Annotated in this window: 17 protein-coding genes; 4 read left to right on the top strand and 13 right to left on the bottom strand. The window is 68.1% G+C overall.

All coding sequences use genetic code 11. The features are described from left to right. Positions 1 to 155 precede the first annotated feature (155 nt). From pyk to pta, 3 genes are all read right to left on the bottom strand, one after another. Positions 156 to 1,586 carry a pyruvate kinase gene (gene pyk / locus ACFWY6_RS13380; RefSeq protein ID WP_360766963.1) on the bottom strand — a complete coding sequence of 477 codons (1,431 nt, stop codon included), beginning with the start codon at positions 1,584 to 1,586 and terminating at the stop codon, positions 156 to 158. 86 nt (positions 1,587 to 1,672) lie between these two features. Continuing rightward, on the bottom strand, positions 1,673 to 2,911 hold the full coding sequence (locus ACFWY6_RS13385; RefSeq protein WP_384688771.1) for an acetate kinase: 1,239 nt from the start codon (positions 2,909 to 2,911) through the stop codon (positions 1,673 to 1,675). Continuing rightward, positions 2,908 to 4,992 (bottom strand): phosphate acetyltransferase, encoded by a 2,085-nt coding sequence (gene pta / locus ACFWY6_RS13390; RefSeq protein WP_384688774.1) that lies wholly within the window; start codon positions 4,990 to 4,992, stop codon positions 2,908 to 2,910. The genes ACFWY6_RS13385 and pta overlap by 4 nt, the downstream gene beginning before the upstream one ends. 270 nt (positions 4,993 to 5,262) lie before the next feature. Here pta and ACFWY6_RS13395 point away from each other — a divergent pair, with 270 nt between their 5' ends. Beyond that, positions 5,263 to 6,288, top strand: coding sequence for a 6-phosphofructokinase (locus ACFWY6_RS13395; RefSeq protein WP_384688777.1), 1,026 nt, complete (start codon positions 5,263 to 5,265; stop codon positions 6,286 to 6,288). Positions 6,289 to 6,404: 116 nt separating this feature from the next. Here the strand turns inward: ACFWY6_RS13395 and ACFWY6_RS13400 are convergent, their stop codons facing one another. The 4 genes from ACFWY6_RS13400 to ACFWY6_RS13415 all read right to left on the bottom strand — a co-directional run bounded on the left by ACFWY6_RS13400 (position 6,405) and on the right by ACFWY6_RS13415 (position 13,865). Next, positions 6,405 to 7,127, bottom strand: a complete 723-nt coding sequence (locus ACFWY6_RS13400) for a helix-turn-helix domain-containing protein (RefSeq protein WP_384688779.1) — start codon at positions 7,125 to 7,127, stop codon at positions 6,405 to 6,407. Positions 7,128 to 7,359: 232 nt separating this feature from the next. Next, on the bottom strand, positions 7,360 to 7,863 hold the full coding sequence (locus tag ACFWY6_RS13405; RefSeq protein WP_384688782.1) for a hypothetical protein: 504 nt from the start codon (positions 7,861 to 7,863) through the stop codon (positions 7,360 to 7,362). A 400-nt stretch (positions 7,864 to 8,263) separates the two neighbouring features. After that, positions 8,264 to 12,790, bottom strand: coding sequence for a DUF6531 domain-containing protein (locus ACFWY6_RS13410; protein WP_384688785.1), 4,527 nt, complete (start codon positions 12,788 to 12,790; stop codon positions 8,264 to 8,266). Between the two features lie 469 nt (positions 12,791 to 13,259). After that, positions 13,260 to 13,865: a TetR family transcriptional regulator gene (locus ACFWY6_RS13415; RefSeq protein WP_384688788.1), complete on the bottom strand. Its 606-nt coding sequence runs from the start codon at positions 13,863 to 13,865 to the stop codon at positions 13,260 to 13,262. Positions 13,866 to 13,941: 76 nt separating this feature from the next. On the opposite strand from ACFWY6_RS13415, the gene ACFWY6_RS13420 reads away from it, so the two are divergent. Further along, positions 13,942 to 14,772 (top strand): class I SAM-dependent methyltransferase, encoded by an 831-nt coding sequence (locus tag ACFWY6_RS13420; protein ID WP_384688792.1) that lies wholly within the window; start codon positions 13,942 to 13,944, stop codon positions 14,770 to 14,772. Positions 14,773 to 14,888: 116 nt separating this feature from the next. Beyond that, on the top strand, positions 14,889 to 15,212 hold the full coding sequence (locus ACFWY6_RS13425; protein WP_384688794.1) for a hypothetical protein: 324 nt from the start codon (positions 14,889 to 14,891) through the stop codon (positions 15,210 to 15,212). On the opposite strand, the gene ACFWY6_RS13430 is transcribed toward ACFWY6_RS13425, so the two are convergent. The 6 genes from ACFWY6_RS13430 to ACFWY6_RS13455 form a co-directional block, all read right to left on the bottom strand. Further along, positions 15,206 to 17,512 (bottom strand): protein kinase, encoded by a 2,307-nt coding sequence (locus ACFWY6_RS13430; protein WP_384688797.1) that lies wholly within the window; start codon positions 17,510 to 17,512, stop codon positions 15,206 to 15,208. The genes ACFWY6_RS13425 and ACFWY6_RS13430 overlap by 7 nt on opposite strands. 106 nt (positions 17,513 to 17,618) lie before the next feature. Beyond that, positions 17,619 to 18,482 carry a carbohydrate ABC transporter permease gene (locus ACFWY6_RS13435; RefSeq protein ID WP_266873128.1) on the bottom strand — a complete coding sequence of 288 codons (864 nt, stop codon included), beginning with the start codon at positions 18,480 to 18,482 and terminating at the stop codon, positions 17,619 to 17,621. Positions 18,483 to 18,503: 21 nt separating this feature from the next. Next, on the bottom strand, positions 18,504 to 19,451 hold the full coding sequence (locus ACFWY6_RS13440) for a carbohydrate ABC transporter permease (RefSeq protein ID WP_384688799.1): 948 nt from the start codon (positions 19,449 to 19,451) through the stop codon (positions 18,504 to 18,506). Continuing rightward, a complete protein-coding gene (locus tag ACFWY6_RS13445; protein WP_384688802.1) occupies positions 19,448 to 20,809 on the bottom strand; it encodes an extracellular solute-binding protein in 1,362 nt (453 codons plus the stop codon). Before ACFWY6_RS13445 ends, ACFWY6_RS13440 begins: the two co-directional genes overlap by 4 nt. Before the next feature lie 179 nt (positions 20,810 to 20,988). Next, on the bottom strand, positions 20,989 to 21,675 hold the full coding sequence (locus tag ACFWY6_RS13450; protein WP_384688805.1) for a response regulator: 687 nt from the start codon (positions 21,673 to 21,675) through the stop codon (positions 20,989 to 20,991). Then, entirely contained in the window at positions 21,672 to 23,375 is a 1,704-nt protein-coding gene (locus ACFWY6_RS13455; protein WP_384688808.1) for an ATP-binding protein, read from the bottom strand. Before ACFWY6_RS13455 ends, ACFWY6_RS13450 begins: the two co-directional genes overlap by 4 nt. Positions 23,376 to 23,531: 156 nt before the next feature. Here ACFWY6_RS13455 and ACFWY6_RS13460 point away from each other — a divergent pair, with 156 nt between their 5' ends. Further along, positions 23,532 to 24,977 (top strand): cation:dicarboxylate symporter family transporter, encoded by a 1,446-nt coding sequence (locus ACFWY6_RS13460; RefSeq protein ID WP_384688810.1) that lies wholly within the window; start codon positions 23,532 to 23,534, stop codon positions 24,975 to 24,977. Positions 24,978 to 25,154 lie beyond the last annotated feature (177 nt).

The raw sequence follows: 25,154 nt of genomic DNA on the forward strand, positions 1-25,154 counted from the left end.
AATCGATTTTTAATGTTAGGGGGTGGACCGAGATCTACAGTTGGTTTGTGGTCGGCTGCGTCAGTTGTGTATACGCGACTGGTGCGGGCCCCGCAACCCCCCTGCGGGCGCCCCCTCCCCCGGGGGCGCCCTCAGTGGCGTACGGGACGGGCGGGTCAGTCGCGGTCGCCGCCGCCCAGGTGGTGCACCCGGACCATGTTGGTGGTGCCGGGGACACCGGGGGGCGAGCCCGCGGTGATGACGACCGTGTCGCCGTCGTTGAACTTCTGCAGCTTGATCAGCTCGGCGTCGACCAGCTCGACCATCGCGTCGGTGTTGTCCACGTGCGGGACGACGTACGTGTCCACGCCCCAGCTCAGCGCGAGCTGGTTGCGGGTCGACTCGTCCGTGGTGAACGCCAGGATCGGCTGCGCGGCGCGGTAGCGGGAGAGCCGGCGGGCCGTGTCGCCGGACTGCGTGAAGGCGATCAGCGCCTTGCCGCCGAGGAAGTCCGCGATCTCACAGGCGGCACGGGCGACCGAACCACCCTGCGTACGCGGCTTCTTGCCGGGCACGAGCGGCTGCAGACCCTTGGAGAGCAGCTCCTCCTCGGCCGCGGTGACGATCTTCGACATCGTCTTCACGGTCTCGATCGGATACGCGCCCACGCTCGACTCGGCGGACAGCATGACCGCGTCCGCGCCGTCCAGGATCGCGTTGGCGACATCGGACGCCTCGGCGCGCGTGGGGCGGGAGTTGGTGATCATCGACTCCATCATCTGGGTCGCGACGATCACCGGCTTGGCGTTGCGGCGGCACATCTCCACGAGGCGCTTCTGCACCATCGGGACCTTCTCGAGCGGGTACTCGACGGCCAGGTCGCCACGGGCCACCATCACGGCGTCGAACGCCGCGACGACGCCCTCCATGTTCTCGACGGCCTGCGGCTTCTCCACCTTGGCGATGACGGGGACCCGGCGGCCCTCCTCGTCCATCACCTTGTGGACGTCCTTGACGTCGTCGGCGTCGCGCACGAAGGACAGGGCGACCATGTCGCAGCCCATCTTCAGGGCGAAGCGGAGGTCCTCGACGTCCTTCTCCGAAAGGGCGGGCACGTTCACGGCCGCGCCGGGCAGGTTGATGCCCTTGTGGTCGGAGATGACACCGCCCTCGATGACGATGGTCTTGACCTGGGAGCCCTCGACGTCCATGACCTTCAGCTCGACGTTGCCGTCGTTGATGAGGATCTGGTCGCCGCGCGAGACGTCGCCCGGCAGGCCCTTGTAGGTGGTGCCGCAGATCGACTTGTCGCCGGGCACGTCATCGGTGGTGATGGTGAACTCGTCACCGCGCACCAGCTCGACGGGTCCCTCGGCGAAGGTCTCCAGACGGATCTTCGGCCCCTGCAGGTCGGCGAGGACGCCGACCGCCCGGCCGGTCTTCTCGGCGGCGGCCCGGACGCGGTCGTACCGCCCCTGGTGCTCGGCGTGCGTGCCGTGGCTGAAATTGAATCGGGCCACGTTCATGCCGGCTTCGATCAGCGAGACGAGCTGTGCTTCGGAGTCGACGGCTGGACCCAGCGTGCAGACGATTTTGGAACGGCGCATGGGGCGATCCTATCGGTTTGTTTCGCTACGGAATATTCCGTCTGGTGGAATCTACAAATGGGCGGCAGGGCGCTCAGGCGTTGCGGTCATGGCCGATTCCCGACCAGTGCGTAGGTCTGCTGCGCGATCTCCAGCTCCTCGTCGGTCGGGACAACGGCGACGGCGACCCGCGAGTACCCCGGCGAGATCAGCCGGGCCTCGTCGGAACGTACGGAGTTCAGCTCCCCGTCGACCGCGAGCCCCAGCTCCTCCAGGCCCGCGACGGCAGCCTCCCGCACGGGAGCCGCGTTCTCGCCGACCCCCGCCGTGAACGCGACGGCGTCCACCCGGCCGAGCACCGCGTAGTACGCGCCGATGTACTTCTTCAGACGGTGGATGTAGATGTCGAAGGCGAGCGCGGCCGCCGCGTCGCCCTCGTCGATGCGGCGCCGGATGACCCGCATGTCGTTGTCGCCGCAGAGCCCGATCAGACCGCTCTTCTTGTTGAGCAGGGCGTCGACCTCGTCGATCGACATCCCGCCGACCCGGGCCAGATGGAAGACGACCGCCGGGTCCACGTCACCGGAGCGGGTCCCCATCACGAGCCCCTCGAGCGGCGTGAGCCCCATCGACGTATCGACGCACTTGCCGCCGCGGACGGCGCTCGCGGAGGCGCCGTTGCCCAGGTGCAGCACGATGACGTTCACGTCCTCGGGTGCCTTGCCAAGGAGCTTGGCGGTCTCGCGCGACACGTACGCGTGCGAGGTCCCGTGGAAGCCGTAGCGCCGCACGCGGTGCTCGTCGGCGGTGGCCACGTCGATCGCGTAGCGGGCCGCCGACTCCGGCATCGTCGTGTGGAACGCCGTGTCGAAGACGGCGACCTGGGGGAGGTCGGGGCGCAGCGCCTGGGCGGTGCGGATGCCGGTGATGTTGGCCGGGTTGTGCAGCGGCGCCACCGGGACGAGCCGCTGGATCTCCGCGAGCACCTCGTCCGTGATGACGGTGGGCGCGCTGAACTTCAGGCCGCCGTGCACCACGCGGTGGCCGATCGCGGCCAGTTCGGGGGAGTCCAGGCCGAGCCCGTCGGCGGCCAGCTCGGCGGAGACCGCCTTCAGGGCCGCCTCGTGGTCGGCGATCGGCTCCTCGCGCTCCCGCTCATCGGCGCCGTCGGTCAGCGGGGTGTGCTTGATCCGCGAGGTCTCCTCGCCGATGCGCTCGACCAGGCCGACGGCGAGACGCGAGCTGTCGCGCATGTCGAGCAGCTGGTACTTCACCGACGAGGAACCGGAGTTGAGGACGAGGACGCGGGTGGCTTTCACGGGTGCGGCGCTTTCTATAGACGTCATATGGCGGTGGTGGCCGGGCCCTGGGCCTGGATCGCGGTGATGGCGACGGTGTTGACGATGTCCTGGACGAGGGCGCCGCGGGACAGGTCGTTGACCGGCTTGCGCAGACCCTGAAGGACCGGGCCGACGGCGATCGCGCCGGCCGAGCGCTGGACCGCCTTGTAGGTGTTGTTGCCGGTGTTGAGGTCAGGGAAGATCAGCACGCTGGCCTGGCCCGCGACCTCGGAGTCCGGCAGCTTCGTCGCCGCGACCGAGGGCTCGACGGCGGCGTCGTACTGGATCGGCCCCTCGATCTTCAGATCGCTGCGGGTCGCGCGCACCAGCTCGGTCGCCTCGCGCACCTTGTCGACGTCCGCGCCCGAACCCGACGTGCCCGTCGAGTACGAGAGCATCGCGATCCGCGGCTCCACGCCGAACTGCTCGGCGGTGGCGGCCGCCTGGACGGCGATGTCGGCGAGCTGCTCGGCGTCCGGATCCGGGTTCACCGCGCAGTCGCCGTACACAAGAACCTTGTCGGCAAGGCACATGAAGAAGACCGACGAGACGATCGAGGCATCGGGCTTGGTCTTGATGATCTCGAAGGCGGGCCGGATGGTGGCGGCCGTGGAGTGAACAGAACCCGAAACCATGCCGTCGGCGAACCCCTCCTGCACCATCAGCGTGCCGAAGTAGTTCACGTCCGCGACGACGTCGTACGCGAGCTCCACCGTGACGCCCTTGTGGGCGCGCAGCTCGGCGTACTTGGTGGCGAAGGCGTCGCGCAGCTCGGAGGTCTGCGGGTCGATGAGCTGCGCGGCGGAGAGGTCGACGCCGAGGTCCGCGGCCTTCTTGCGGATCTGCTCGACCGGGCCGAGGAGGGTCAGGTCGCAGACGCCGCGGCGAAGGAGCACGTCGGCGGCGCGCAGGACACGCTCCTCGGTGCCTTCGGGCAGCACGACGCGGCGCCTGTCCGAGCGGGCCGTCTCGAGCAGCTTGTGCTCGAACATCATCGGCGTGACGCGGTCGCTGCTGGGCGCCGATACGCGCTTGAGGAGGCCGCCGGTGTCCACGTACCGCTCGAAGAGGCCGAGGGCCGTCTCCGCCTTGCGGGGCGTGGCGGCGTTCAACTTCCCTTCCAGGGCGAAGAGTTCGGCCGCAGTGGGGAAGGAGCCGCCGGAGACGGCGATGACCGCGGTACCGGGCGCGAGCCGGTCGGCGAGCTTGAGGATCTCCTCGCCCGGCTGCTCGTTGAGGGTCAGCACGACGCCCGCTATGGGCGGCGTACCGGCGCTGTGTGCGGCGAGCGAGCCGACGACGAGGTCGGCGCGGTCGCCGGGGGTGACCACGAGGCAGCCCGGGGTCAGGGCGTTCAGGAAGTTCGGCAGCATGGCGCCGCCGAAGACGAAGTCGAGCGCGTCACGGGCCAGGCCCGCGTCGTCGCCGAGGACGACCCGGCCGCCGAGCGCGTGGGTGATCTGGGCGACCGTGGGGGCGGCGAGCGCCGGCTCGTCGGGCAGGACGTAACTGGGCACGGGCAGGCTGGCCGCGAGCCGTTCGTCGATCTCGTCGCGGTCGGCGGGGGCGACGCGGTTGGTGACCATCGCCAGGACGTCGCAGCCGAGCGACTCGTACGCGCGATAGGCGTTGCGCGTCTCGGCGCGCACCGATTCGGCGGTCTGGTTCTTGCCGCCGACGACGGTGATGACCGCGGCGCCGAACTCGTTGGCGAGACGGGCGTTGAGCGCGAGCTCGTCGGGGAGCTGGGTGGCGGCGAAGTCGGTTCCCAGGACGAGGACGACCTCGTAGTCCCTGGCCACCCGGTGAAAACGGTCGACGAGCTGGGAGACCAGCTCGTCGGTGCCCTGCTCGGCCTGGATCGCGGAGGCCTCGTGGTAGTCCATGCCGTACCCGGAGGCCGCGTCCTGCGCGAGCCGGTAGCGGGCGCGGAGGAGATCAAACAGACGATCGGGCCCGTCATGGACGAGAGGCCGGAAGACCCCCACCCGGTCGACCTGACGGGTCAGGAGCTCCATGACTCCCAGCTCGATGACCTGGCGGCCGTCGCCCCGGTCGATCCCGGTCACGTACACGCTGCGCGTCACGCGTGCTCTCTCCTTCTTCGCTGCGGTCTGGGTACCCGTCCCGGCAAGACCGGGCAAGGCTGCACAAATGACCCGATAAGGTTGCCGTGCCCCCTTGACAATACCTCCGTGGCTGGCTAGGTCGCCCGCCGGACGAACGGCCCTGCCGGGCGGGTCCAAGGCCCTCCTCCCCAGGATTCGGCGGGGCAGCCGCGAGCGGCGACCGCTTCTCGGCCGTGGAACAATCGGACCGGCTCACAAGTATCAACAGGGAGCAGGAGACACAGCACGATGCGCATCGGAATTCTCACCGCAGGTGGCGACTGCCCCGGCCTCAACGCAGTGATCCGGTCGGTCGTGCACCGAGCCGTGACGCACTTCGGCGACGAGGTCATCGGCTTCGAGGACGGATACGCGGGCCTGCTCGACGGCCGCTACCGCAGCCTCGGTCTCAATGAGGTCAGCGGCATCCTCGCCCGTGGCGGAACGATCCTCGGCTCGTCCCGCCTGGAGCGCGCCCGCTTCCGCGCGGCCTGCGAGGACGCGCCCGCGCTCGCCAAGGAGATCGGCTTCGACGTACTGATCCCCATCGGCGGCGAAGGCACCCTCACGGCCGCGAAGATGCTGTCGGACGCGGGCCTGCCGGTGGTGGGCGTCCCGAAAACAATCGACAACGACATCTCGTCGACGGACCGCACCTTCGGCTTCGACACGGCGGTGGGCGTCGCGACGGAGGCGATGGACCGCCTCAAGACGACGGCCGAGTCCCACCAGCGCGTGATGGTGGTGGAGGTCATGGGCCGCCACGCGGGCTGGATCGCTCTCGAGTCCGGCATGGCGGGCGGCGCCCACGGCATCTGCCTGCCCGAGCGCCCCTTCGACCCCGCCGACCTGGTCAAGCTGGTCGAGGAGCGGTTCGCGCGCGGCAAGAAGTTCGCGGTGATCTGCGTGGCCGAGGGCGCGCACCCCGCCGAAGGCACCATGGACTACACCAAGGGCGCGATCGACCAGTTCGGCCACGAGCGCTTCCAGGGCATCGGTACGGCACTGGCGTACGAGCTGGAGACCCGCCTCGGCAAGGAGGCCAAGCCGGTCATCCTCGGCCATGTGCAGCGCGGCGGCACCCCGACGGCGTACGACCGCGTCCTCGCGACCCGCTTCGGCTGGCACGCGGTGGAGGCGGCGCACCGCGAGGACTACGGCCGGATGACGGCGCTGCGGGGCACGGACATCGTGATGGTGCCGCTCGCGGACGCGGTGACCGAGCTGAAGACCGTGCCGAAGGACCGGATGGACGAGGCGGAGTCGGTCTTCTAGCTGGGGGGCTGGTTGCCGGGTGCCAGCGCGCGGGGGTCCCCGTGGCGCGCATCTGGGCGGGAGGGTGCGTCAGCGCGCGGGGGTCCCCGTGCCGCGCATCAGGGCGGGAGGGTGCGTCAGCGCCCGGCGGTCCCCGTGCCGCGCATCAGGGCCCAGAAGTGCTCGAGGATCCGGTCCAGGTAGTCGCGGCCGGCGCTCCCTGACGCGTCCGCGCCCGTCCCGCCGCCCCAGCTCAGCGTCCGTACCATCCGCGCCTGATAGTCGGTGTGCAGCTGCTGCAGCACATCCTCCAGGTGCCGCTTCTGCACGGGCAGCATCTTGCTCACCGGCCGCACGAGCCCCTGCCAGCGGCTGGTCACGGCGCTGCGCAGCAGCTCGGCGAGCTCGTCGGCGCGCCCGGTGACGGTGATGAAATCCTGCAGCGGCAGCTGCAGCACTTCGGCGAGGGCGGCGGACTGCCGGTCGTTGCCGCGCCAGGTGTTGGTCTCCTCCATGCGCAGATACGCCTGGATCTCGACGCCGGACCCCCGAGCGACGTCCTCCGGGGCGAGCCCGCGGGCCATCCGGTGCTCCCGCAGGGTCGTCGCGGCGCCCATGAGTTCACCGGGCGAGCACCACAGGGTGCCCGCGAGCGCGGTGAGCTCGGCGGAGGTGGGCGCGGCGAGCCCGCGCTCCCAGGCGGCGATGGTCTCGGGCGTGATGTACGCGAGCCCGTAGCTCGCCCGCATCCCGTAGGCGACATGCCCGTGCGCCATCCCCAACGCCTCGCGGAGGCGACGGGCGGCGGGGAAGTTGAACGGGGGCGTGGGCTGGTTGGGCTGGCTCGGTTGCACGGGCACACGGTAGGTGCGCGCGGGGGTGGTGACTACGGTGCGTTCACACGAGGTTGCGGATTGGTAGGAAGCTACGGGGGTTTCGTGGGGTTTACATCCGTCTCGCCCCTCGGACTCTTCGAGCGGGGGTGACACCTCCTCGTGGGCGGTGGACCGCTCCGGCGGGGGCGCTTTGTGTATGGCGCGGACGGTGTGCTCACGGCGCGAGCGCATTCGGCATGAGCGAGCTCTGAAGCGATTAAAATTCGCGACTCGTCACCGAAAGGGGGCTGTCGCAGAATACGCAGAAAAAGTACGAATCCTTTACCGAATTCCATTCACGGCATGACGGGCGCGGGCAGCGGCGAAATGTGATGGGGTGAGAGTAGCCGGATCCGTGCTGAATGCCTGCATGGTCGAGTGCGCTCTCGACCGCCGTCCACGACTCGACATCCGGGCAGTAGCCCGTCGACTGATTGCTGACGGAGACTGCCATCCATCGGTCGGCCTGGCGGGAGAATTCGATCTCTCCGGCGGCAAGTACCGTTCCGCCGCCGGCGCATGCCACATGTTCGGATCGACGGGCGGCGAGTCGCAAGATCCCAGACATGTCAACGATGAAGGTGAATGGTTGATCCAGTTCGTCACGGTCACGGGACGACAAGAACTTCTCCAGGTCCCCTGCCGACTGAACCCGGAACCCCGTTCCATTCTGGATGCTCTCCTTTATTTCGGGAGGGCCTACGTACTCATATGTGGCCATTCTGGATTCTATTCTCCTTCGCCGATCCGAAAGTCCTCGATTCTGCATGGCGTCTCGTCGCCTGACGGCAGTGCTGCCACTGAACGGCTCAGCGGCCCCGGGGTGCCAGGGCCCCATGTGTTCCATCCCTCGTGGAAGTAGTGGTCGGTTAGCCCGGGGCCGACCGGTCCCATGGTGACCTTGTCGACGATGAATCCGTTCAAGGCGGCCAGGAACATCCTGACATCCGCTTCTCCCGGCTGCGCTTCCTTACTGCTCCAGCAGCCCAGCCATCCCTTTCCTGTCGCCCGGTCCCCGGGTCTCACGCATACCCATACGTGATCTGATCCCTGGTGGCTTTCTATGATGACGTCAGCGATCAAAGGGAGCGGTCCGTCGAGTAGAACTGGGGTCACGATTTTCACTCCCGTAGTGCAAATTCAATAAGGATATCCGGATCCATTTCGCCGGCCTGAATTCGACGAACGACCTCTGCGGTCCTGTGATGGCCTCCAGTGATATGGACCTGCGATCCAGGGAACTGGGGTGAGTCGCCCGGTGCCCAGTCGCGATAGCCGCTGATGGGGTCATTCCCCTGAGGTCCTCCAAATCTCGTCAGATCCTCGTTGGGGAGATTTCTGACTCCTCCGTGCCCAACTACATCGCCTCCGAGCATCTGGGCATCCGTCAACGGATGGCTGGCTATTCTATTGTCGACCAGCTCGCCAGCCCTAACGTAGAACCTATCGTAGCGAGAGTGAATAGGCAGGTTACCCAGATGCTCATTGGGGTATGGCGAGAGCCCGAGCGGGTCGGATTGTGTGTGCGGATTCTTGACGTATGCGTTGGGGTTGGGCGCCGGTGCGAGACCGAGGGGATCAGGGCTGGCGTAGCGTGATATCTCCGGGTCGTAGTGGCGGAAGTAGTTGTAGTGGAGTCCGGTCTCCGGGTCGAAGTACTGGCCAGGGAAGCGGAGCGGGGTGTACGCGGAGGCTGAGGCGTTCCAGGTGGTGGTACCCCAGAGGGTTGTGCGGGTACGCCAGGCTATGTCGCCCGACTCGCTGACGAGTTCGCTCGGAGTGCCGACGAGGTCGGTGACGATGGCGAAGAATCGGGTGTCGATCTCATCCTGAGACGCGTCAGGTGCGGTGATGCGCTCGGACTGGGATATGGGGTGCAGACCTTGGTGGTCCCAGGTCAAAGTTACTGGGTTCGGCAGGTCGGCTCCGCTGGTGGTCTGCTCGCAGAGTGTCGAGCCGTCCCATGTGAAGTCCACTTGCTCCACCACTGATTCGCCATCCGGAGCGAGACGTTGCTTGGCGATGCGGCGGCCAAGAGGGTCGTACTGATAGCGCCAGAGGGTGCCGTCTGGTGTTCTCGCCGAGGCCAGTCGGTCTTCGGCATCCCAGTAGTAGTGCCAGGTGTCTGGTTTGTGTGAAATCCGGGTCTTCCGGCGCAGGACGGTGCGCCCCTGGGCGTCGTGTTCGTATCGGGTGTTGCCCGCGCGAGTGATCCGTGTGCCCGCATAGCTACGTGAGCCTGTGCTCTCATGACCTGGATGGAGCGGTGGCCAGCCGGCACTGGTCTGGTTTCCCGCACTGTCGTAGGCGTAGGTCTCGTTCCAGTCGTGAGCATGGACCGTCGTGACGCGGCCGGCCGCATCCAGGTCGTAGTTGCGGGATCCGTCCAACTGGTCTGTGACTTCCAGGAGATGGCCGTCGGCTCGGTACGCGTATGCGCGATGTTGGACAGGCCTGCCCGTTCCCTTCACCGTCTGACTGGTGAGGCGACCCACTTCATCGAATTCATGCTCCAGCGTGAGTTCGTGGCCAATGCGGCGGCTCAGTTCCCTACCAGCCGTGTCGAGCTCGAAGGAGATCGTGCGGCCTGCCGCCGTCAGTTCACTCAGGCGGCCCGCAGCGTCGTAGGTCCAGGTAGTGGCGGCGCCGCACGGAGTGGTACGGCTTTTGCGGCGGCCCAGAGCGTCATAGGCATATCTGTTGGTCCGACCGTTGACTGCTTCGGATGTGATGAGGCCCTTGTGGTCGCGGGTGAGAGTGAGTACTGCCTCTGGGCTGATGGCCTGTATGAGCTGGCCGGCGGTATCCCACTCGTAGGTAGTGACGTGTCCTTCAGCGTCTTTGCGGATGGTCTGGCCGAGTTGGTCTCGCTCGAATCGCACAGTCTGATCGAGGGCGTTCGTACGTGAGGTCAGGCGATGAGCCGCGTCATGGGTGTACGTCAGAGTACGTCCGTCGAAATCCGACTCCGATGTCAGACGCCCTGCGGCGTCGTAGCGGTACGCCCAGGTCAATCCCAATGGGTTGGTGACTTCCGTCAGCCGGAGGGATGAGTCGTATGCGAACTCGTAGCGTGAGCCATCCGGGTCGGTTCGTGCGCTCAGGAGATCGAAGTGGGTGTATTCGAAGGTGGTTACACCGCCATTTGCGTCCATGTGGCGAATGCAGTTTCCTTCGCCGTCGTAGGTCCAGGCCAGTTGTGAACCATCCGGCCTGAGTACGCGAGCGATCTGACCTTCGGTCGTCCACCAGAGATGAGTCACCGCTCCCAGCTGGTCGCTCATTGAGCTCACGCGGCCGAGCGGGTCGTACGCGTAGGAGCGCTGGTTTCCCAATGGGTCGGTCAGTTCGATGGGGAGGCCGGCAGCATTGCAGCGGACTGTCCTCGTATGGCCCAACGCGTCGGTGACCTCGGTGAGGTGTCCCAGGGTGTCGTACGTGGAGCGTGTGCTCTCTCCAGTTGGATCGGTGACGGATGTGCAGTTGCCCCGCTCGTCGTACTCCCGGTGCCATTCAGCACCGTCGGGCAGCCTGACAAGGGTGGGAGCGCCCAGGCCGTCGTAAGCGAAGCGCAGCACTGTGCCATCCGGCCGAGTCACCTGCGTGGGCTGGCCGAGGGCATTGTTTACGAATGTTGTGGTGTGTCCGAGCTGGTTGGTCGAAGACACGACGTGATGGTTTGAGTCGTAACTGGTCCGGGTGATCCCGCCTCGTGCGTCGATCTCGGCGACGACCTGGCATCGCTCGTTGATGACGAACCGGGTGACGGCGCCCTCGGCGGTGGTGAGGGTGGTGACCCGGCAACCGGGCCAGTCGGGATCGGTGCCGTCGTAGGCGAGGGTGAGGGCGATGTGCCCGGCCTCGCCGCCTTCGGCTGTACAGCGGTCCTGGTCGTCGTACGTGTAGTCGTAGCGGCTGTGATTGGTGTCCGTCCAGGAGGTGGCGCGCAGCCGCTCGTCATACGTGAACTTCAGGGGCAGACCGGAGGAGTTGATGACCTCTGTGAGGTTCCCGTTGCTGTATCCGTATTGCTTGATCGTGACGTCTGAGCCGTCTTCGGCCCCTCCTGCCAGGATCAGATCCGTGACCTGCTCCTCCTCGACCACGAGCTTGAGATGGTAGCCGCCGGAGTGCCGGATCGCGTACGGCGTGCCATCGCTGTCGTAGTCGAAGTCGATGGTGTTGCCGTTGCGGTCGGCTATGCGCTCCAACGGTGCCAGGCCCTCGGCCGGCAAGGCAAAATAGCGGCTCTGCCCCGTGACCGGGTCGTCGATTCGATAGCCGCCGTGGTCCAGACGGACGAGGGGCCAGCGGGGGCCGACCTCCGGCAGCATCGCCGTCCCGGGCCCATCGGCATGGGGGTAGGCCAGTAGCAGCCCGTCCTCGGACACGAAGACGACGCCTTCTTCGTCGACTTCGAGGCGCTGGTCGATGGTGGAGGACCAGGTGGGCCCGAACCACCAGCCGCTGCGGTAGTCGGAGGCGAGGCGGCGACGGAAGACCAGGGGGAGGGTGCCGGGCAGTTCGATGTCGGTCTGTGGCAGGAACATCTGCCCGGTGGCAAGGTCGACCGGGTCGGTCAGCTTCTTCCAGACCGCCTTGGCGCTGCGCCCGAACGCGTCCTTGCCCCGGCCGAGCATGCTGCGGGCGCTCTTCAGGCCCTTGAGGCCGCCCTTGAGCCCCTTCAGGCCCTTGCCGAGTTTGGCGGCGGTGGTGATGCCCTTCATGCCAGGTACGCAGTCCAGCGCCGCGAACGCGACGTCCATGAGGGTGGCTTGGCCCTTTGCGTATTTACTCAAGGTGTCGGCGAGGACGATCGCTCCGGCCACGATCACGATGGCGGCCAGGATCGGCCCGCCCACGATCATCGCGATGACGCCCACGACGGCGACGACGACCTTGCAGACGGCGATGATGGTGTCCCAGTTGTCGGAGACCCAGTCGCCGATCTCCTCCCACCACTTGCGGTTCTGAATGCCCGCGTCGGACGCTTCGTCGATCTTCCGCTTGGCGGTACCGGCGGCCTCCTGGCGCATCTTGCGCGCGTCCTCGGCCATCTTCTTCGCCGCGTCCAGCGCACTCTGCGCGGAGGTGACATCACCCTGGGCGGAGCTCTGCGCCTTCTCCGCGGAGGCGGCGTTGCGGGTGGCGGCCTTGACCTTGTCCGGATCCGGCTTGGGCACATCCTTGCCCTTGGAACCGCCGTCGTCGTCCTTGTACTTGTCGGCTTCCTTGCCCGCCCGCTCCACCCAGGAGTTCGCCGACGTCAGCTTCGACTTGGCACTGCTCAAGTCGGCCTGCGCCTCACGGCCCTTGACCAGCGCCTTGTCGGCGAGGGTCTGGGCGCGCTCCAGATCTGGCCAGTACGCCGACAGCGCATCGCCCGCCATCTCGTAGCTCTTCTTGAGCTTCTTCAGCTTGGCGGGAGCATCCTCGAACTGCTCGGTGAACGCGTCAGCCGTCTTGCCCGCCCACTTCAGGATCGCGTCCTCGCCCGCCATCCCCTTGATGTCGCGAAGGACCCTGCCCACATCGTCGGAGAAGTCGTGCAAGTTCTTGGCGAGACTGCGAACCCGGTCCGGATCACCCGGAGTCGGATCCTTGTCCAAGTCCAGGACGTGCCAATCCCGCGGCCTATGGCCCCCCATGTGTCTACCCCTACCACTCGCGCAACCTCAATATCCGTACGCAAGAGCGAAGTTATCGGATGTGGTGCGGTCGTGTCAGAGTGCCTGACGGTTGATGGCCTGGATCTCCTCGACGATGACGCCCCTTCGCGATGGGGCACAGACCGGAGGCGGGGATTCACGTGAGGTTGCGGATCTGGTGGGAGGCTACGGGGTCGGACTCTGCCCGCGAGCTCCGTACGCCGTGACGACATCGCGGCCGTCGCACTCCGCGAAGTCACCGAATACCGGACGCGGGGCGCCGTTCACCAGATCGGCACCGCAGAAGTACCTCGGGCCCGGGGCCGAGGAGCACCCGGCTCGTCGTCCAGGGGAAGTCGGACAGGAGGGTGTTGAAGCGGCCGGAGGTGTCGGGCCCCGAGGATCCAGTGCTGACGGTCGGTCAGGCAGGCCCGGATGTGGTCGTGTTCCGTGTGCATGTCGGCCGAGCCTAGGGGCGGTCCGGAATCCGTGCGGCGCCTGCCAGCACCGTGGTCACGGTTCTCTGGACTGCCGTCGCCTCCGGTGGGGTGCCGGATCGGTCGGCGAAGAGGAGGTGAGCGGCGCCGATCAGGGTGGGGGCGAGGGTGGTGATGTCCGCGTCGGGGGTGATGCGGCCCAGGTCGCGTTCGGCGGTCAGGTAGGTGGTGAGCATGGCCGTGGCCTCTGTCAGGAGGGGGATGCCGGGGGTTGGTCTCGTCTCGCGAAGGCGGGTTCGGAGGTCGTCCCGGAAGGTGATCAGGGCGACGATCGACACGGCCACCGAGCTGAAGAGGGTCGTCAGGGCGGTGGTGAGGTTGGTCGTCACCGTGCCGGTTCCGGCGGTCTCGTGCAGGGTGGCCGACTGACGTTCGACAGCTGCGATGCGGTCCAGGATCAGTTCTGCCAGGAACGCGTCGAAGTCCGTGAAGTGGCGGTGCAGGACGCCTTTTGCGCAGCCTGCCTCCGTCGTGACCGCCCTGCTGGTCAGTGCGCTCGGGCCGTCGCGGAGCAGGATGCGTTCCGCCGCGTCGAAGAGTTGCTCGCGGGCGTCGCGGATGGCTACCCCTGTTGGCACCGTGTGTCTCCACTTCGAGGGTGGGCGGGCCCGCCCCTCCGTTGACGAGTGGGCACGTGCCCACCATAGTGGGCGCATGCCCACTATACCTTCGGAGGGCTCAACTCCCTCTGCCCTCAAGCCACATCACTATCGGCAGGTGGCCGAGTCGTTCGGTTCTGACGCCGAGCGGTACGACCGGGCCCGGCCCCGGTATCCCCAGGGTCTCGTGGACCGGATCGCCGCCGGGGGACCTGAAGTTCTCGATGTCGGCTCCGGTACCGGCATCGCCGCCCGGCAGTTCCAGGGCGCCGGCTGCCGGGTCCTTGGAGTCGAGCCCGACCCGCGGATGGCCGAACTGGCGCGGCAGTTCGGGGTGGAGGTGGAGGTGGCGACGTTCGAGGAGTGGGATCCCGCCGGGCGGGAATTCGATGCCGTTGTCGCGGGACAGGCCTGGCACTGGATCGACCCCGTCGCGGGAGCGGTCATGGCCGCGCGGGTGCTGCGGCCCGGCGGCCGCCTTGCGGCGTTCTGGCACGTGTTCCAGCTTCCGCCCGAACTGGCCCAAGCCCAGGCGGCGGTCTACCGGCGGGTGATGCCGGAATCCCCGTTCAACGTCGACGCGCTGCCGAAGCGAGCCCTGGACGTGTATCAGGCCATGTTCACCAAAGCCGCCGACGGGATGCGAGCAGCGGGCGGGTTCAGCGCCCCGGAGCAGTGGCGATTCGACTGGGATCAGTCCTATGGCCGGGACGCATGGCTGGACCAGCTGCCCACCCACGGCAACCTCACCCAGCTCCCGCCGGACAAGCTGGCGCAGGTCCTCGAGGGCGTCGGGTCCGCCATCGATGCGATGGGCGGCGGATTCACGATGGAGTACGCGACGGTGGCCGTCACCGCGACGCGAACTGGCCCTGCCTCAGGGTGACGACATGGATCTCGAGGCCTATAGGGAGCGTTCGCGGAGCGGGCCGTGCTTCGTCTGTGCGCTTCTCGGCGGGCATCCGGACTACCCACACGAGATCGTCTTCGAGGACGAGGCACATGTCGCCTTCCTCGACCGGTGGCCCACCCTCCCCGGGAAGGTCCTCGTCGCGCCGAAGCCAGCAGGGGAACAGCCATCTGCACTGGCACATCGCGGCCCTGCCGCCCGAAGTCCCTTACCGCGAGCAGCAGTTCCACTCCCTGATGACCGAGAACGGGGTCCTTGCCGTGTCGCCGGAGGAGGCCGCCGACGTGGCCGCGCGGATTCGTGCGGCCGTGCGGCCGTGGGGGCGCGGGGTGTTCTCGGGGAGCGGGGTGGGGAGTTGGGGGGAGAGCCGGGTTAGGGCGTCGGGCGGTGGTTGGTGTCCGCTCCCGGGCTACTGACCCATGCGCTCGTACTTGTCGTCCACCTTGCCGATTTCCTTCCAAGTGCCGTCGTCCCGGCGGTCGATCCACACGGGGCGGCCCCGTGCCGAACGGCGCTTCTCGAAGGACACCTCGTCGAGTACGCCGTTGACCGAGACCCGCTGGATCTCGCGGTCCAGGGTGTGTCGCAGCGAGGTCGCCGAGTCGTCGGCGGGGAGTTTGCCGAGGGCCGTGGCCAGGGCCATCGCGCCGTCGTACAGCTCCTGGTTGCCCTGCGCGGGGAGGTTCTGGTCGGGTTCGCCGGTGTAGTTGCGGGTGCGCAGGACGCCTGCGGGGATGTTCTTCTCGGTGGCTTCGGTGCTCGTCCGCTTCTCGGAGTCCTGGCAGACGCCCTCCACGCTGCTCTGGGTGAGCACGGGGCCCTTGAAGCCGTCGGCCCTGAGGCGCTTGGTCCACATTCCGGCGTCCGAGTTGGCGGGTACCACCACCGCCTCCGCCCGTGCCTTGGTGGCCAGGGCAGGGATCTGGGGCGGCTTCACGTCGCCGGAGCCGATGTCCAGTGCCTCGGTGGTGATGCCGCCCCTGCGCAGCGCCGTGCCGATGCCGTCCTCGCGGTTCGCCCAGAGTTTGTCCTCCGCCACCAGCACTCGGCGGGCCTTCGTCTGCGACAGGAGGTAGCGGGCCATCGCCGTGCCCTGCCGCGCGTCATCCGCGGGGATGGCGAACGCGCCGTCGGCGTGGGCGACGCCCGAACAGGTGCTGATCTCGGGGAGGAACGCCTCGTCCGTGTCGTGCACCCAGGCGAAGCCGGAGGTGTCGCCGATGACGGCGAGCATGCGCGGGTGCTTCGCCAGCATCTTGCGGGAGCTGACGTCCGGGTCGGCCGTCACGGGAACGATGCGGAAGCGGCCGCCGCCCTTGGTGCCGAGCGTCTCGGCGAACGCGGACTTCACGGTGCGCAGTTGCTGCGTGGTGAACTGCTTGAACTCCGAGGTCTCGTACTCGTCCGGCTCGACGCCTTCCCTGGGGGCGCCGACGTGCCGGGAGTCGTGGGCGACGCCGATCTCGTAGACCGTTTCCGCCTGCTTGCCTGCGGAGTTGCTGGAATCGTCGGAGGATTCGGACGTCAGGGAACGTATACCCAGGCCCGTCGGGATGCCGACCGCGAGGACGAGGGCGGCGGCGATCAGCGGGCGTTTGCGGGAGCGGGGCTGCCGGGCGTCCGGCGTGGCCACAGCGGCGGTGTCCTTGTGGACGGCCGGTCGGGTGTCGGCGTTCGCGATGCGGGCCACCGCGGGCGCGTCGCCCGGATCTCCGCCCGGGTTCCCCACCCGGACCGTCGGCTTGTGGGGCGGATCCGCCGCCGGTGAGGTCGCCGGCCGACGGTCCGATGGGGAGTCGGCAACCGAGTCCTGTACGTCGGGCGGCACTTCAGCGGGACGTACGGAATCGGACGACTCCGTATCATCCGGCGGCAGCGACCCAGCCGCCGCCAGGACCCGTTCCAGCGCCGTCGCCGCGTCCGCCGGACGGTCCGCGGGGTCCTTGGCGAGCAGGTCGAGTACCAGGCGTTCCACCGGCCGCGTCACCTCGCCGCGTGCCGCGCTCGGGCGCAGCGGCGCGTCGTTGACGTGGTTGTACATGACGCCGGCCGCGGAACCGGTGAACGGCGGTCTGCCGACGAGGAGTTCGTAGAGGACGCAGCCGAGCGCGTACAGGTCAGTGCGGCCGTCGCCCGGCTCCTGGCGGAACCGCTCCGGTGCCAGGTACGGCACGCTGCCGAACGGCAGCTGCCCGGTCCGGGTCAGGCGCGAGTCGCCCGCGACGCGCTCCATGAACGTGGCGATGCCGAAGTCGACGACCTTCGCGGTGCCGTCCGGGGTGATCATTACGTTGCCGGGCTTGATGTCACGGTGCACGACGCCCGCCGAGTGCGCCGCGTCCAGGGCGCGGCAGATGTCCGCCGCCCAGCGCAGCGCGTCCGCGACCGGGACCCGGACGCTCTCGCGCAGCACCTGGTCGAGCGAGCGCCCCTGCACCAGGGCCATCACGAGGTACGGGGTCCCGTCGTCCGTGCCGTGGTCGTGCACGGCGACGATGTACGGGCTGTCGAGCGCGGCCGCGGCACGGGCCTCCTGCCGGAACCTGGCCAGGAGCTGATCGGCCTCGCTCTCGCCCGCCGACGTCGACGGCACGAAGAGCTTGACCGCCACCTCGCGGCCCAGGCTTCCGTCCCGGGCCCGCCAGACCTGCCCCATGCCACCGGCGCCGATCGGCGCCAGCAACGCGTACCGACCGTTCAGCAAACGCCCCCGCATGTGTCCTCCCTCAGACCCGGTGATCCTAGCCAGCGGCTCGGGCACCGGGCGGGCAGGTCACCCCTTCACTCCCGCACCCCCTTCAGTTCCTCGTCCCCTCACTGCCTCATCCCTTCACTGCGCCGCCGAGCGCGAAGCCGCCGCCCAGCTTCCGTGAGATCAGGACGTACAGAAGGATCACGGGCGTCGAGTAGATGATGGAGAAGGCCGCCAACTGGCCATAGACGACCGTGCCCTTGTTGCCGAAGAAGTCGTTGATGCTGACCGAGGCCGGCATCTGCTCCGGGGTCAGGAGCAGCATGAACGGGACGAAGAAGTTGCCCCACATCATGACGAACGAGAAGACCGTGACCACGGCCACTCCCGGGCCCATCAGCGGCAGGACGATGCGGATCAGCGACTGGAAGGGCGACGCGCCGTCCGTCCATGCCGCCTCCTCCAGTTCCTTCGGCACGCCGTCCATGAAGTTCTTCATCAGCCAGATGGCGAACGGGAGTTGGGACGCCGCGAAGAAGAAGATCGTGCCCTGCATCGTGTCGATCAGGTCCACCTGTACGAACAGCGCGTACACCGGGACCATGATCGCCGTGATCGGCAGGCTCGTCGCGAAGAGGATCGTCAGCATGAACGGGCGGTTCAGGCGGGACTTGAAGCGGGAGAGCGGGTACGCGGCGAGTGCCGCGCAGACCACCGTCAGGATCGTGCCGCCGCCGCAGAGCAGCAGGCTGTTCATCAGCGGCGTGAAGGTGATTTCGGGGGTCAGTACGGCGTCGTAGTTGTCCAGGGTGATACCGTCGGGGACCTTCACCTTCAGGTCGGCCTTGGTGTCGAGCGAGGACAGGATCACCCAGGCCAGCGGCAGGACGAACGCCGCCGCGACCACGAGCAGCCCCGCGTCCGCGGCGAGGCGCCGGCTCGTACGACGTGAAGTGAGCGTCCTGGAGGGCGACTTGACGGTGCCGGCGGACACCTTGACGGTATTGGCGGACACTCAGACCTCCGTGCGGAGCAGGCGCATATAGACGAGGGAGAAGAGTGAGCCGACGACCAGGAGCAGGAGTGCCACCGCGGTGCCGTAGCCGATCATGCTCTTCTGGAAGGCCTGTTCGTACATGAACAGGGGGAGGGTCTGGCTGCGGTTGCCGGGGCCGCCGCGCGTCATCACCCAGATCAGGCCGAAGACGGACAGGGTCTGCAGGGTGTTCAGCATCAGGTTCGTGCCGATGGAGCGGCGGATCATCGGCAGCGTGATGTGCCACATCCGGCGCCAGCCGCCCGCGCCGTCCACCTCGGCCGCCTCGGTGATCTCCTTGGGGATCTCGTTCAGGGCCGCCGAGTAGACCAGCATCGAGAACGCCGTCCCGCGCCAGACGTTGGCGAACGAAACCGCCAGGATCGGCAGCGTGTACATCCAGTTCTGGGACGGGAGATGGAGGAAGTCGAGTACCGCGTTGAGGGTTCCCTCGCGGCGGAAGAACGCGTACAGGAGGAAGGCCGCCACCACCTCGGGCAGCACCCACGCCGTGATCACGATCGCGCCGGTGAGCGTGCGGACCGGCTTGGACGCCCGCTGCATCAGGGACGCGAGCGCGAGGCCGATGGTGTTCTGGCCGATGAGGGACGACAGCACGGTGAAGACGAGGGTCAGCCAGACCGCGTTGAGGAACGCCTCGTCCCCGAACGCCTTACGGAAGTTGTCGAACCCGACGAAGCTCGACTCGGCCTGGCCGGTGAGCTGGAGGTCGGTGAAGGCGATGTACGCGCAGTAGCCGATCGGCCCCGCAAGGAACAGGAGCAGGAGGATCACGGCGGGGGAGACGGGCAGGGCGCGGGTCAGCGCTCTGCCGGTCCTCCCGCGGCGGGACGGGGGGCGCGGTGCGCCCTGGCCCGGCGCCGTCTTGACGATGTCGCCGGGCCCGGCGGGGGGTGCGGCGGTCACTTCTTGATGACCTCGCCGTCCGTCGCCGCCTTGACCTCTTCGTCGTATCCGCTCGCCGCGTCGGCCACGGAGGCGTCGCCCGTCGTGACCTTCTCCATGGACTCCTGCACCGCCGTGGAGACCTTCGGATACGCCGGGTACGCCGGGCGGTAGTGCGTCGAAGACACCAGGTCGGTGAAGAACTTCAGGCCGGGCTGCGCCTTGAGATACGCGGGGTCGGCCGCGACGTCCTTGCGGACCGCGATGCCCGAGTTCGCCACGTACCACTTCTGGGCGTTGGCCTTGGTCTGCATCTGCTCGATGAACTTGAAGGCCAGGTCCGGGTTGGACGCCTTGGACGGGATCGCCCAGGTCCAGCCGCCGGACATGCTCACCTTGCCGGGAGCCTCGCCGTTCTGGGTCGGCATGTGGGCGAGGCCCAGCTTCTGCGACCACTCCGGCCACTCGTGACCCGCGCCCTTGCCCCAGTCCTGCGGCAGCCACGAGCCGTCCAGGTTGATGCCGAGCTTGTCCTCGGGGAGGAGTTCGCCGCGCACCCGGGTGGCGAAGTTCGGGTCGAGGGCGTCGGAGACGTCCGGGCCGAGCTTCTCCTTGTAGACCGTCTCGACGAACTCCAGGGAGTCCTTGAAGCCCTGACTGCCCGTCACCCACTTCTTCGACTGCGGGTCGTACATCGGGTCCTTGCCCGTGCCGTACAGGAGCATCTCCATGCCCTGCATGGTCGCCGCCTCGCCCGCGGGCTTACCGGTGTAGACGTTCAGGGGCGTGACCCCGGGGACCTTCTTCTTGATGGTCCGTGCCGTCTCCAGGATGTCGTCCCACGACTTCGGCTGCCAGTCGGCGGGAAGACCGGCCTTCTTGAAGATGGCCTTGCTGAACCAGAGTCCGCGGGTGTCGGTGCCGTCCGGCACGCCGTACGTCTTGCCGTCCGCCGCCTTCGCCGCCGACTTGGACGTGTCGATGAACTGGTCCCAGTCCTTCCACTTGTCCAGATACGGGTCGAGCGGCTTCAAGTACCCGCTGGTGATGTCCGAGTTGATGAGGAAGGTGTCCTCGTAGACCAGGTCGGGCGCGGTCTTCGGGGAGCGCATCATCTGCTGCAGCTTGGTGTAGTACTCGGAGTCCGGCGCCTTGATCGGCACCAGCTTCACCTTCTTGCCGGGGTTCTCCTTCTCGAACTGCTTCTTCACGTCGGCCAGAAAGTTGTCCATGACCTTGATCTGGTTGTCCGTGGACTGTTTGAAGGAGACCTTCACGGTGTCCGGGTCATCGCCGGAGTCCCCGCCGCAGGCGGTGAGGGTGCCGGCGGCGACCAGGGCGGTGGCGAGGAGCAGTGGAGTGGTGGGGCGCACGGGCACGACCTCCTACTGGCCGACGCGGCGAGGTTGCCACGCGGGGCTGCAACGCGGGCTGCCCGGTGAACGTAAGGGCGTGCTCGGAGCAAGGTCAATGCCCGTGCGGCGCCGCTTGTCATCAACGTGACAACGTTGTTATGGCGGCCTCGCTTCTGGTGTCCACCGGGTGGCTCTGCGGTTTCTCAGGTGGCTGAAGTCAGCCAGCGGTACACGTACTCGGGGCGGCCCACATGGCCGTACTGCGGGGTGCGCGTCGCACGGCCCGTGGTGACCAGGTGCTCCAGGTAACGGCGTGCGGTGATGCGGGAGATGCCGACGGACTCGGCGGCGGCCGCCGCGGTCAGGCCGTCGGCCGGGGCGTCGCGCAGGCCGCGGGTCACGCGTTCCAGGGTGGGGCCGCTGAGGCCTTTGGGGAGTGCGGCGGGGCTCGGGGCGCGGAGGGTCGCCAGGGCGCGGTCCACCTCGTCCTGGCCGGTGGCCTCGCCTGCGGCGGTGCGGTAGTCCGCGTAGCGGGTGAGGCGGTCGCGGAGGGTGGCGAAGGTGAAGGGCTTCAGCACGTACTGGACCACGCCGAGGGATACGCCTTCTCTGACCACCGCCAGGTCGCGGGCGGACGTCACCGCGATGACGTCCGTGCGGTGGCCTGCGGCCCGCAGGGTGCGGGCGAGTTGGAGGCCGTGGCCGTCGGGGAGGTGGAGATCCAGGAGGAGGAGGTCGACGTCCGTGCGGTCGAGGGCGCGTTTCGCTTCGGCGGCGGTGTGGGCTTTGCCTACGGCGTGGAAGCCGGGGATGCGGTTTACGTAGAGGACGTGGGCGTCGGCGGCCACGGGGTCGTCTTCGACGACCAGTACGCGGATTTCCTCGGTCACTTGGTGCCTCCGTTTGGTACGTCCTCTGTACTGGACGCCTCTTCATCGGCACCCGGCAGTGGAGCGTTGTGCCCACCCGTTCCGCCCTGCGGAACGCCTGCCCACAACGCGAGCGACTCTCCTCCCAAGCGGACCTCGAACTCCGCCCCGCCCCCCGGCGCCTCCCGCACCGTAAGTGTTCCCTCGTGTTTCGTCACCGTCTGGTGGACCAGGGCCAGGCCCAGGCCGCGGCCCGTGGCGGCCTTGGTGGACCAGCCTCGTTCGAAGACCGCTTCCGTGTGGGCGGGGTCCACGCCAGGGCCCGTGTCCGAGACCCGTAGCGTCAGGCCCTGCTCGTCCGCGCGGGCCGTCACCGTCACGCGGGCCGCCGGGGAGCCCTGGGCCGCGTCCACCGCGTTGTCGATCAGGTTGCCGAGGACCGTGACCAGGTCGCGGGCCGGCAGGTCCGGCGGGAGCATGCCGTCGTCGATGCTGCTGTCGGGGGAGACGACGAGCTCGACGCCGTGTTCGTTCGCCTGGGCCGCCTTGCCGAGGAGCAGGGCGGCGAGGACCGGCTCGTTGACCGCCGCGACGACCTGGTCCGTCAGCGTCTGGGCCAGTTCCAGCTCGGCCGTGGCGAAGTCGACCGCCTCGTCGGCGCGGCCCAGCTCGATGAGGGACACCACCGTGTGGAGACGGTTGGCCGCCTCGTGCGCCTGCGAGCGCAGCGCCCGCGTGAAGCCGCGCTCCGAGTCCAACTCGCCGGTCAGGGCCTGGAGTTCGGTGTGGTCGCGCAGGGTGACCACGGTTCCTCTGCGCTCGCCGCTCGACACGGGGGAGGTGTTGACGACGACCACCCGGTCCGCCGTCAGGTGCAGCTCGTCCACCCGGGGCTCGGCGGCGAGCAGCGCGCCCGTGAGCGGGGCGGGCAGGCCCAGTTCGGCGACGTTGCGGCCCACCAAGTCGCCGGATACGCCGAGCAGTTCGCGTCCCCCGTCGTTGATGAGGGCGATCCGCCGCTGCCCGTCCAGCATCAGCAGGCCCTCGCGCACCGCGTGCAGCGCCGCCTCGTGATAGTCGTGCATCCGGCTCAGCTCGGTGGCGTTCATGCCGTGGGTGTGGCGGCGCAGGCGGGCGTTGATGACGTACGTACCGATGGCGCCGAGCGTGAGCGCGGCCGCCGCGACACCGAGCAGGGCGGCCAGCTGGCCGCGCGCCTTCTCGGTGATCTCCTCGATGGTGATGCCCGCGCTGACCAGGCCCGTGATGCGGCCGCCGTCATGGATCGGGGTGACCACGCGCACGGAAGGGCCGAGCGTTCCCGTGTACGTCTCGGTGAAGGTCTTGCCCCGCAGGGCGTCCGCCCGGTGGCCGAGGAAGCGCTCGCCGATCTGTTCCTCGTCGGGGTGCGTCCAGCGGATGCCGTCCGGGTCCATGATCGTGACGAAGTCGACGCCGGTGTGCCTGCGCACATCGGTCGCGTACGGCTGGAGGGTCTTCGTCGGATCCTCGCCGCGCACCGCTTCACGTACCGAAGGGGAGTCCGCGACCGCACGCGCCGCGGCCGTGGCCTGGCGGCGCGCGCCCTCCTCCGCCTGCCGCCGGTCGCTCAGGAACGTGAACAGGGCGCATCCGGCCACCACCAGGGTGACCAGGACGATCTGCATCGCGAAGAGCTGGCCCGCGAGGCTGCGCGGGCGGGGTCGACGGGTGAGGGGCATGGTGCCAGTCTGCCTCGCCGTATAAGCACGAACTAAATGAACGTAAGGGTGACCGCCCTCACAGGGCGAGAGATAGTCGCCGGGATTCCCCGCCCAGGACGTGAGCCGCACGCACTGGCTGAAAAACGCCGACGTAGTCGTTCAAGGAGGGCCCCCGTGGCCGACACCACCGACAGCAAGGTGGCTCCGGCACCCGCAGCAAAGCGGGACCGTACCCACTATCTCTACATCGCCGTCATCATCGCCGTCGTGCTCGGTATCGGCGTCGGCCTGCTCTTCCCGGACTTCGCCAAGGAGCTCAAGCCGGTCGGTGCCGGCTTTGTGAACCTGATCAAGATGATGATCTCGCCGATCATCTTCTGCACGATCGTGCTCGGCGTCGGCTCGGTCCGTAAAGCCGCCAAGGTCGGCAAGGTCGGCGGGCTCGCGCTCGGCTACTTCGTCGTGATGTCGGTCGTCGCCCTCGCCATCGGCCTCCTGGTCGGCAACATCCTGCACCCCGGTTCCGGCATGGACCTGACCGAGGCGGCCAAGGGCGTCGGCCACGAGGCCGCGGACGAGGCCGCCAAGAGCCCCACCGAATTCGTGCTCGGCATCATCCCGACCACGCTCGTCTCGGCGTTCACCGTGACCGAGGTCCTGCAGACCCTGCTCGTGGCGCTGCTCGTGGGCTTCGCCCTGCAGGCGATGGGCTCCTCGGGCGCGCCGGTCCTGCGCGGCATCGAGCACATCCAGAAGCTGGTCTTCCGGGTCCTCGGCATGATCATGTGGGCCGCCCCGGTGGGCGCGTTCGGCGCGATGGCGGCGGTGGTCGGCGAGACCGGCACGGACGCCCTGAAGGCCCTTGCCACGATCATGATCGGGTTCTACGTCACCTGCGCGCTGTTCATCCTGATCGTGCTCGGCACGCTGCTGCGCCTGGTCACCGGCGTGAACCTGTTCAAGCTCCTGAGGTACCTGGGCCGCGAGTTCCTGCTGATCCTCTCCACCTCGTCGTCCGAGTCCGCGCTTCCGCGGCTCATCGCGAAGATGGAGCACCTGGGTGTCAGCCGCCCGGTCGTCGGCATCACCGTCCCGACGGGCTACTCCTTCAACCTCGACGGCACGATGATCTACCTGACCATGGCCTCGCTCTTCATCGCCGACGCCATGGACCAGCCGCTGGGCATCGGCGAGCAGATCTCGCTGCTCCTCTTCATGATGATCGCGTCGAAGGGCGCGGCGGGCGTCTCGGGGTCCGGCATCGCGGTCCTGGCCAGCGGCCTGCAGTCGCACAAGCCGGCCCTCGTGGACGGCGTCGGCCTGATCATCGGCGTCGACCGCTTCATGAGCGAGGCCCGCGCCCTCACCAACTTCGCGGGCAACGCGGTCGCGACGCTCCTGATCGGTACGTGGACCAAGGAGGTGGACCGGGAGCGGGTCACCCTGGTGCTCGACGGGAAGCTGCCGTTCGACGAGAAGACGCTGCTCGACGACGGCGACGACGGCGACGACGGCGACGACGCCCCGGCCGTGGAGGCCGCGTCGACCGTGGACGCGGTGCCCGGCCAGCCCGGCAGCAGCAGCGAGGGTGCGAGCGAGAAGAAGTCACTGACCGCCTAGCCGGTGCACCGACCGGCTAGCCGGTCACGGTCGCCCTGCGCTCGGCGACCCTCTCCACCAGTTCGGTGGCTTGTGAGGCGGGGGGGGCCCCCCCGGGGGGTCAACAGTAAGGGGGGGTGAATGACCCCCGCTCTGTGTGTGAGACAAAACAGGTTGTGTGCGACCAAAACCCCGAAA

Source organism: Streptomyces sp. NPDC059037, assembly GCF_042740015.1.
In the GTDB taxonomy this organism is placed as follows: Bacteria; Actinomycetota; Actinomycetes; order Streptomycetales; family Streptomycetaceae; genus Streptomyces.

Coding starts and splice junctions, on each gene's coding strand:
- pyk (WP_360766963.1), bottom strand. CDS start 1,586: ATGCGCCGTTCCAAAATCGTCTGCACGCTGGGTCCAGCCGTCGACTCC.
- ACFWY6_RS13385 (WP_384688771.1), bottom strand. CDS start 2,911: ATGACGTCTATAGAAAGCGCCGCACCCGTGAAAGCCACCCGCGTCCTC.
- ACFWY6_RS13395 (WP_384688777.1), top strand. CDS start 5,263: ATGCGCATCGGAATTCTCACCGCAGGTGGCGACTGCCCCGGCCTCAAC.
- ACFWY6_RS13405 (WP_384688782.1), bottom strand. CDS start 7,863: ATGGCCACATATGAGTACGTAGGCCCTCCCGAAATAAAGGAGAGCATC.
- ACFWY6_RS13410 (WP_384688785.1), bottom strand. CDS start 12,790: ATGGGGGGCCATAGGCCGCGGGATTGGCACGTCCTGGACTTGGACAAG.
- ACFWY6_RS13420 (WP_384688792.1), top strand. CDS start 13,942: ATGCCCACTATACCTTCGGAGGGCTCAACTCCCTCTGCCCTCAAGCCA.
- ACFWY6_RS13425 (WP_384688794.1), top strand. CDS start 14,889: ATGTCGCCTTCCTCGACCGGTGGCCCACCCTCCCCGGGAAGGTCCTCG.
- ACFWY6_RS13430 (WP_384688797.1), bottom strand. CDS start 17,512: ATGCGGGGGCGTTTGCTGAACGGTCGGTACGCGTTGCTGGCGCCGATC.
- ACFWY6_RS13455 (WP_384688808.1), bottom strand. CDS start 23,375: ATGCCCCTCACCCGTCGACCCCGCCCGCGCAGCCTCGCGGGCCAGCTC.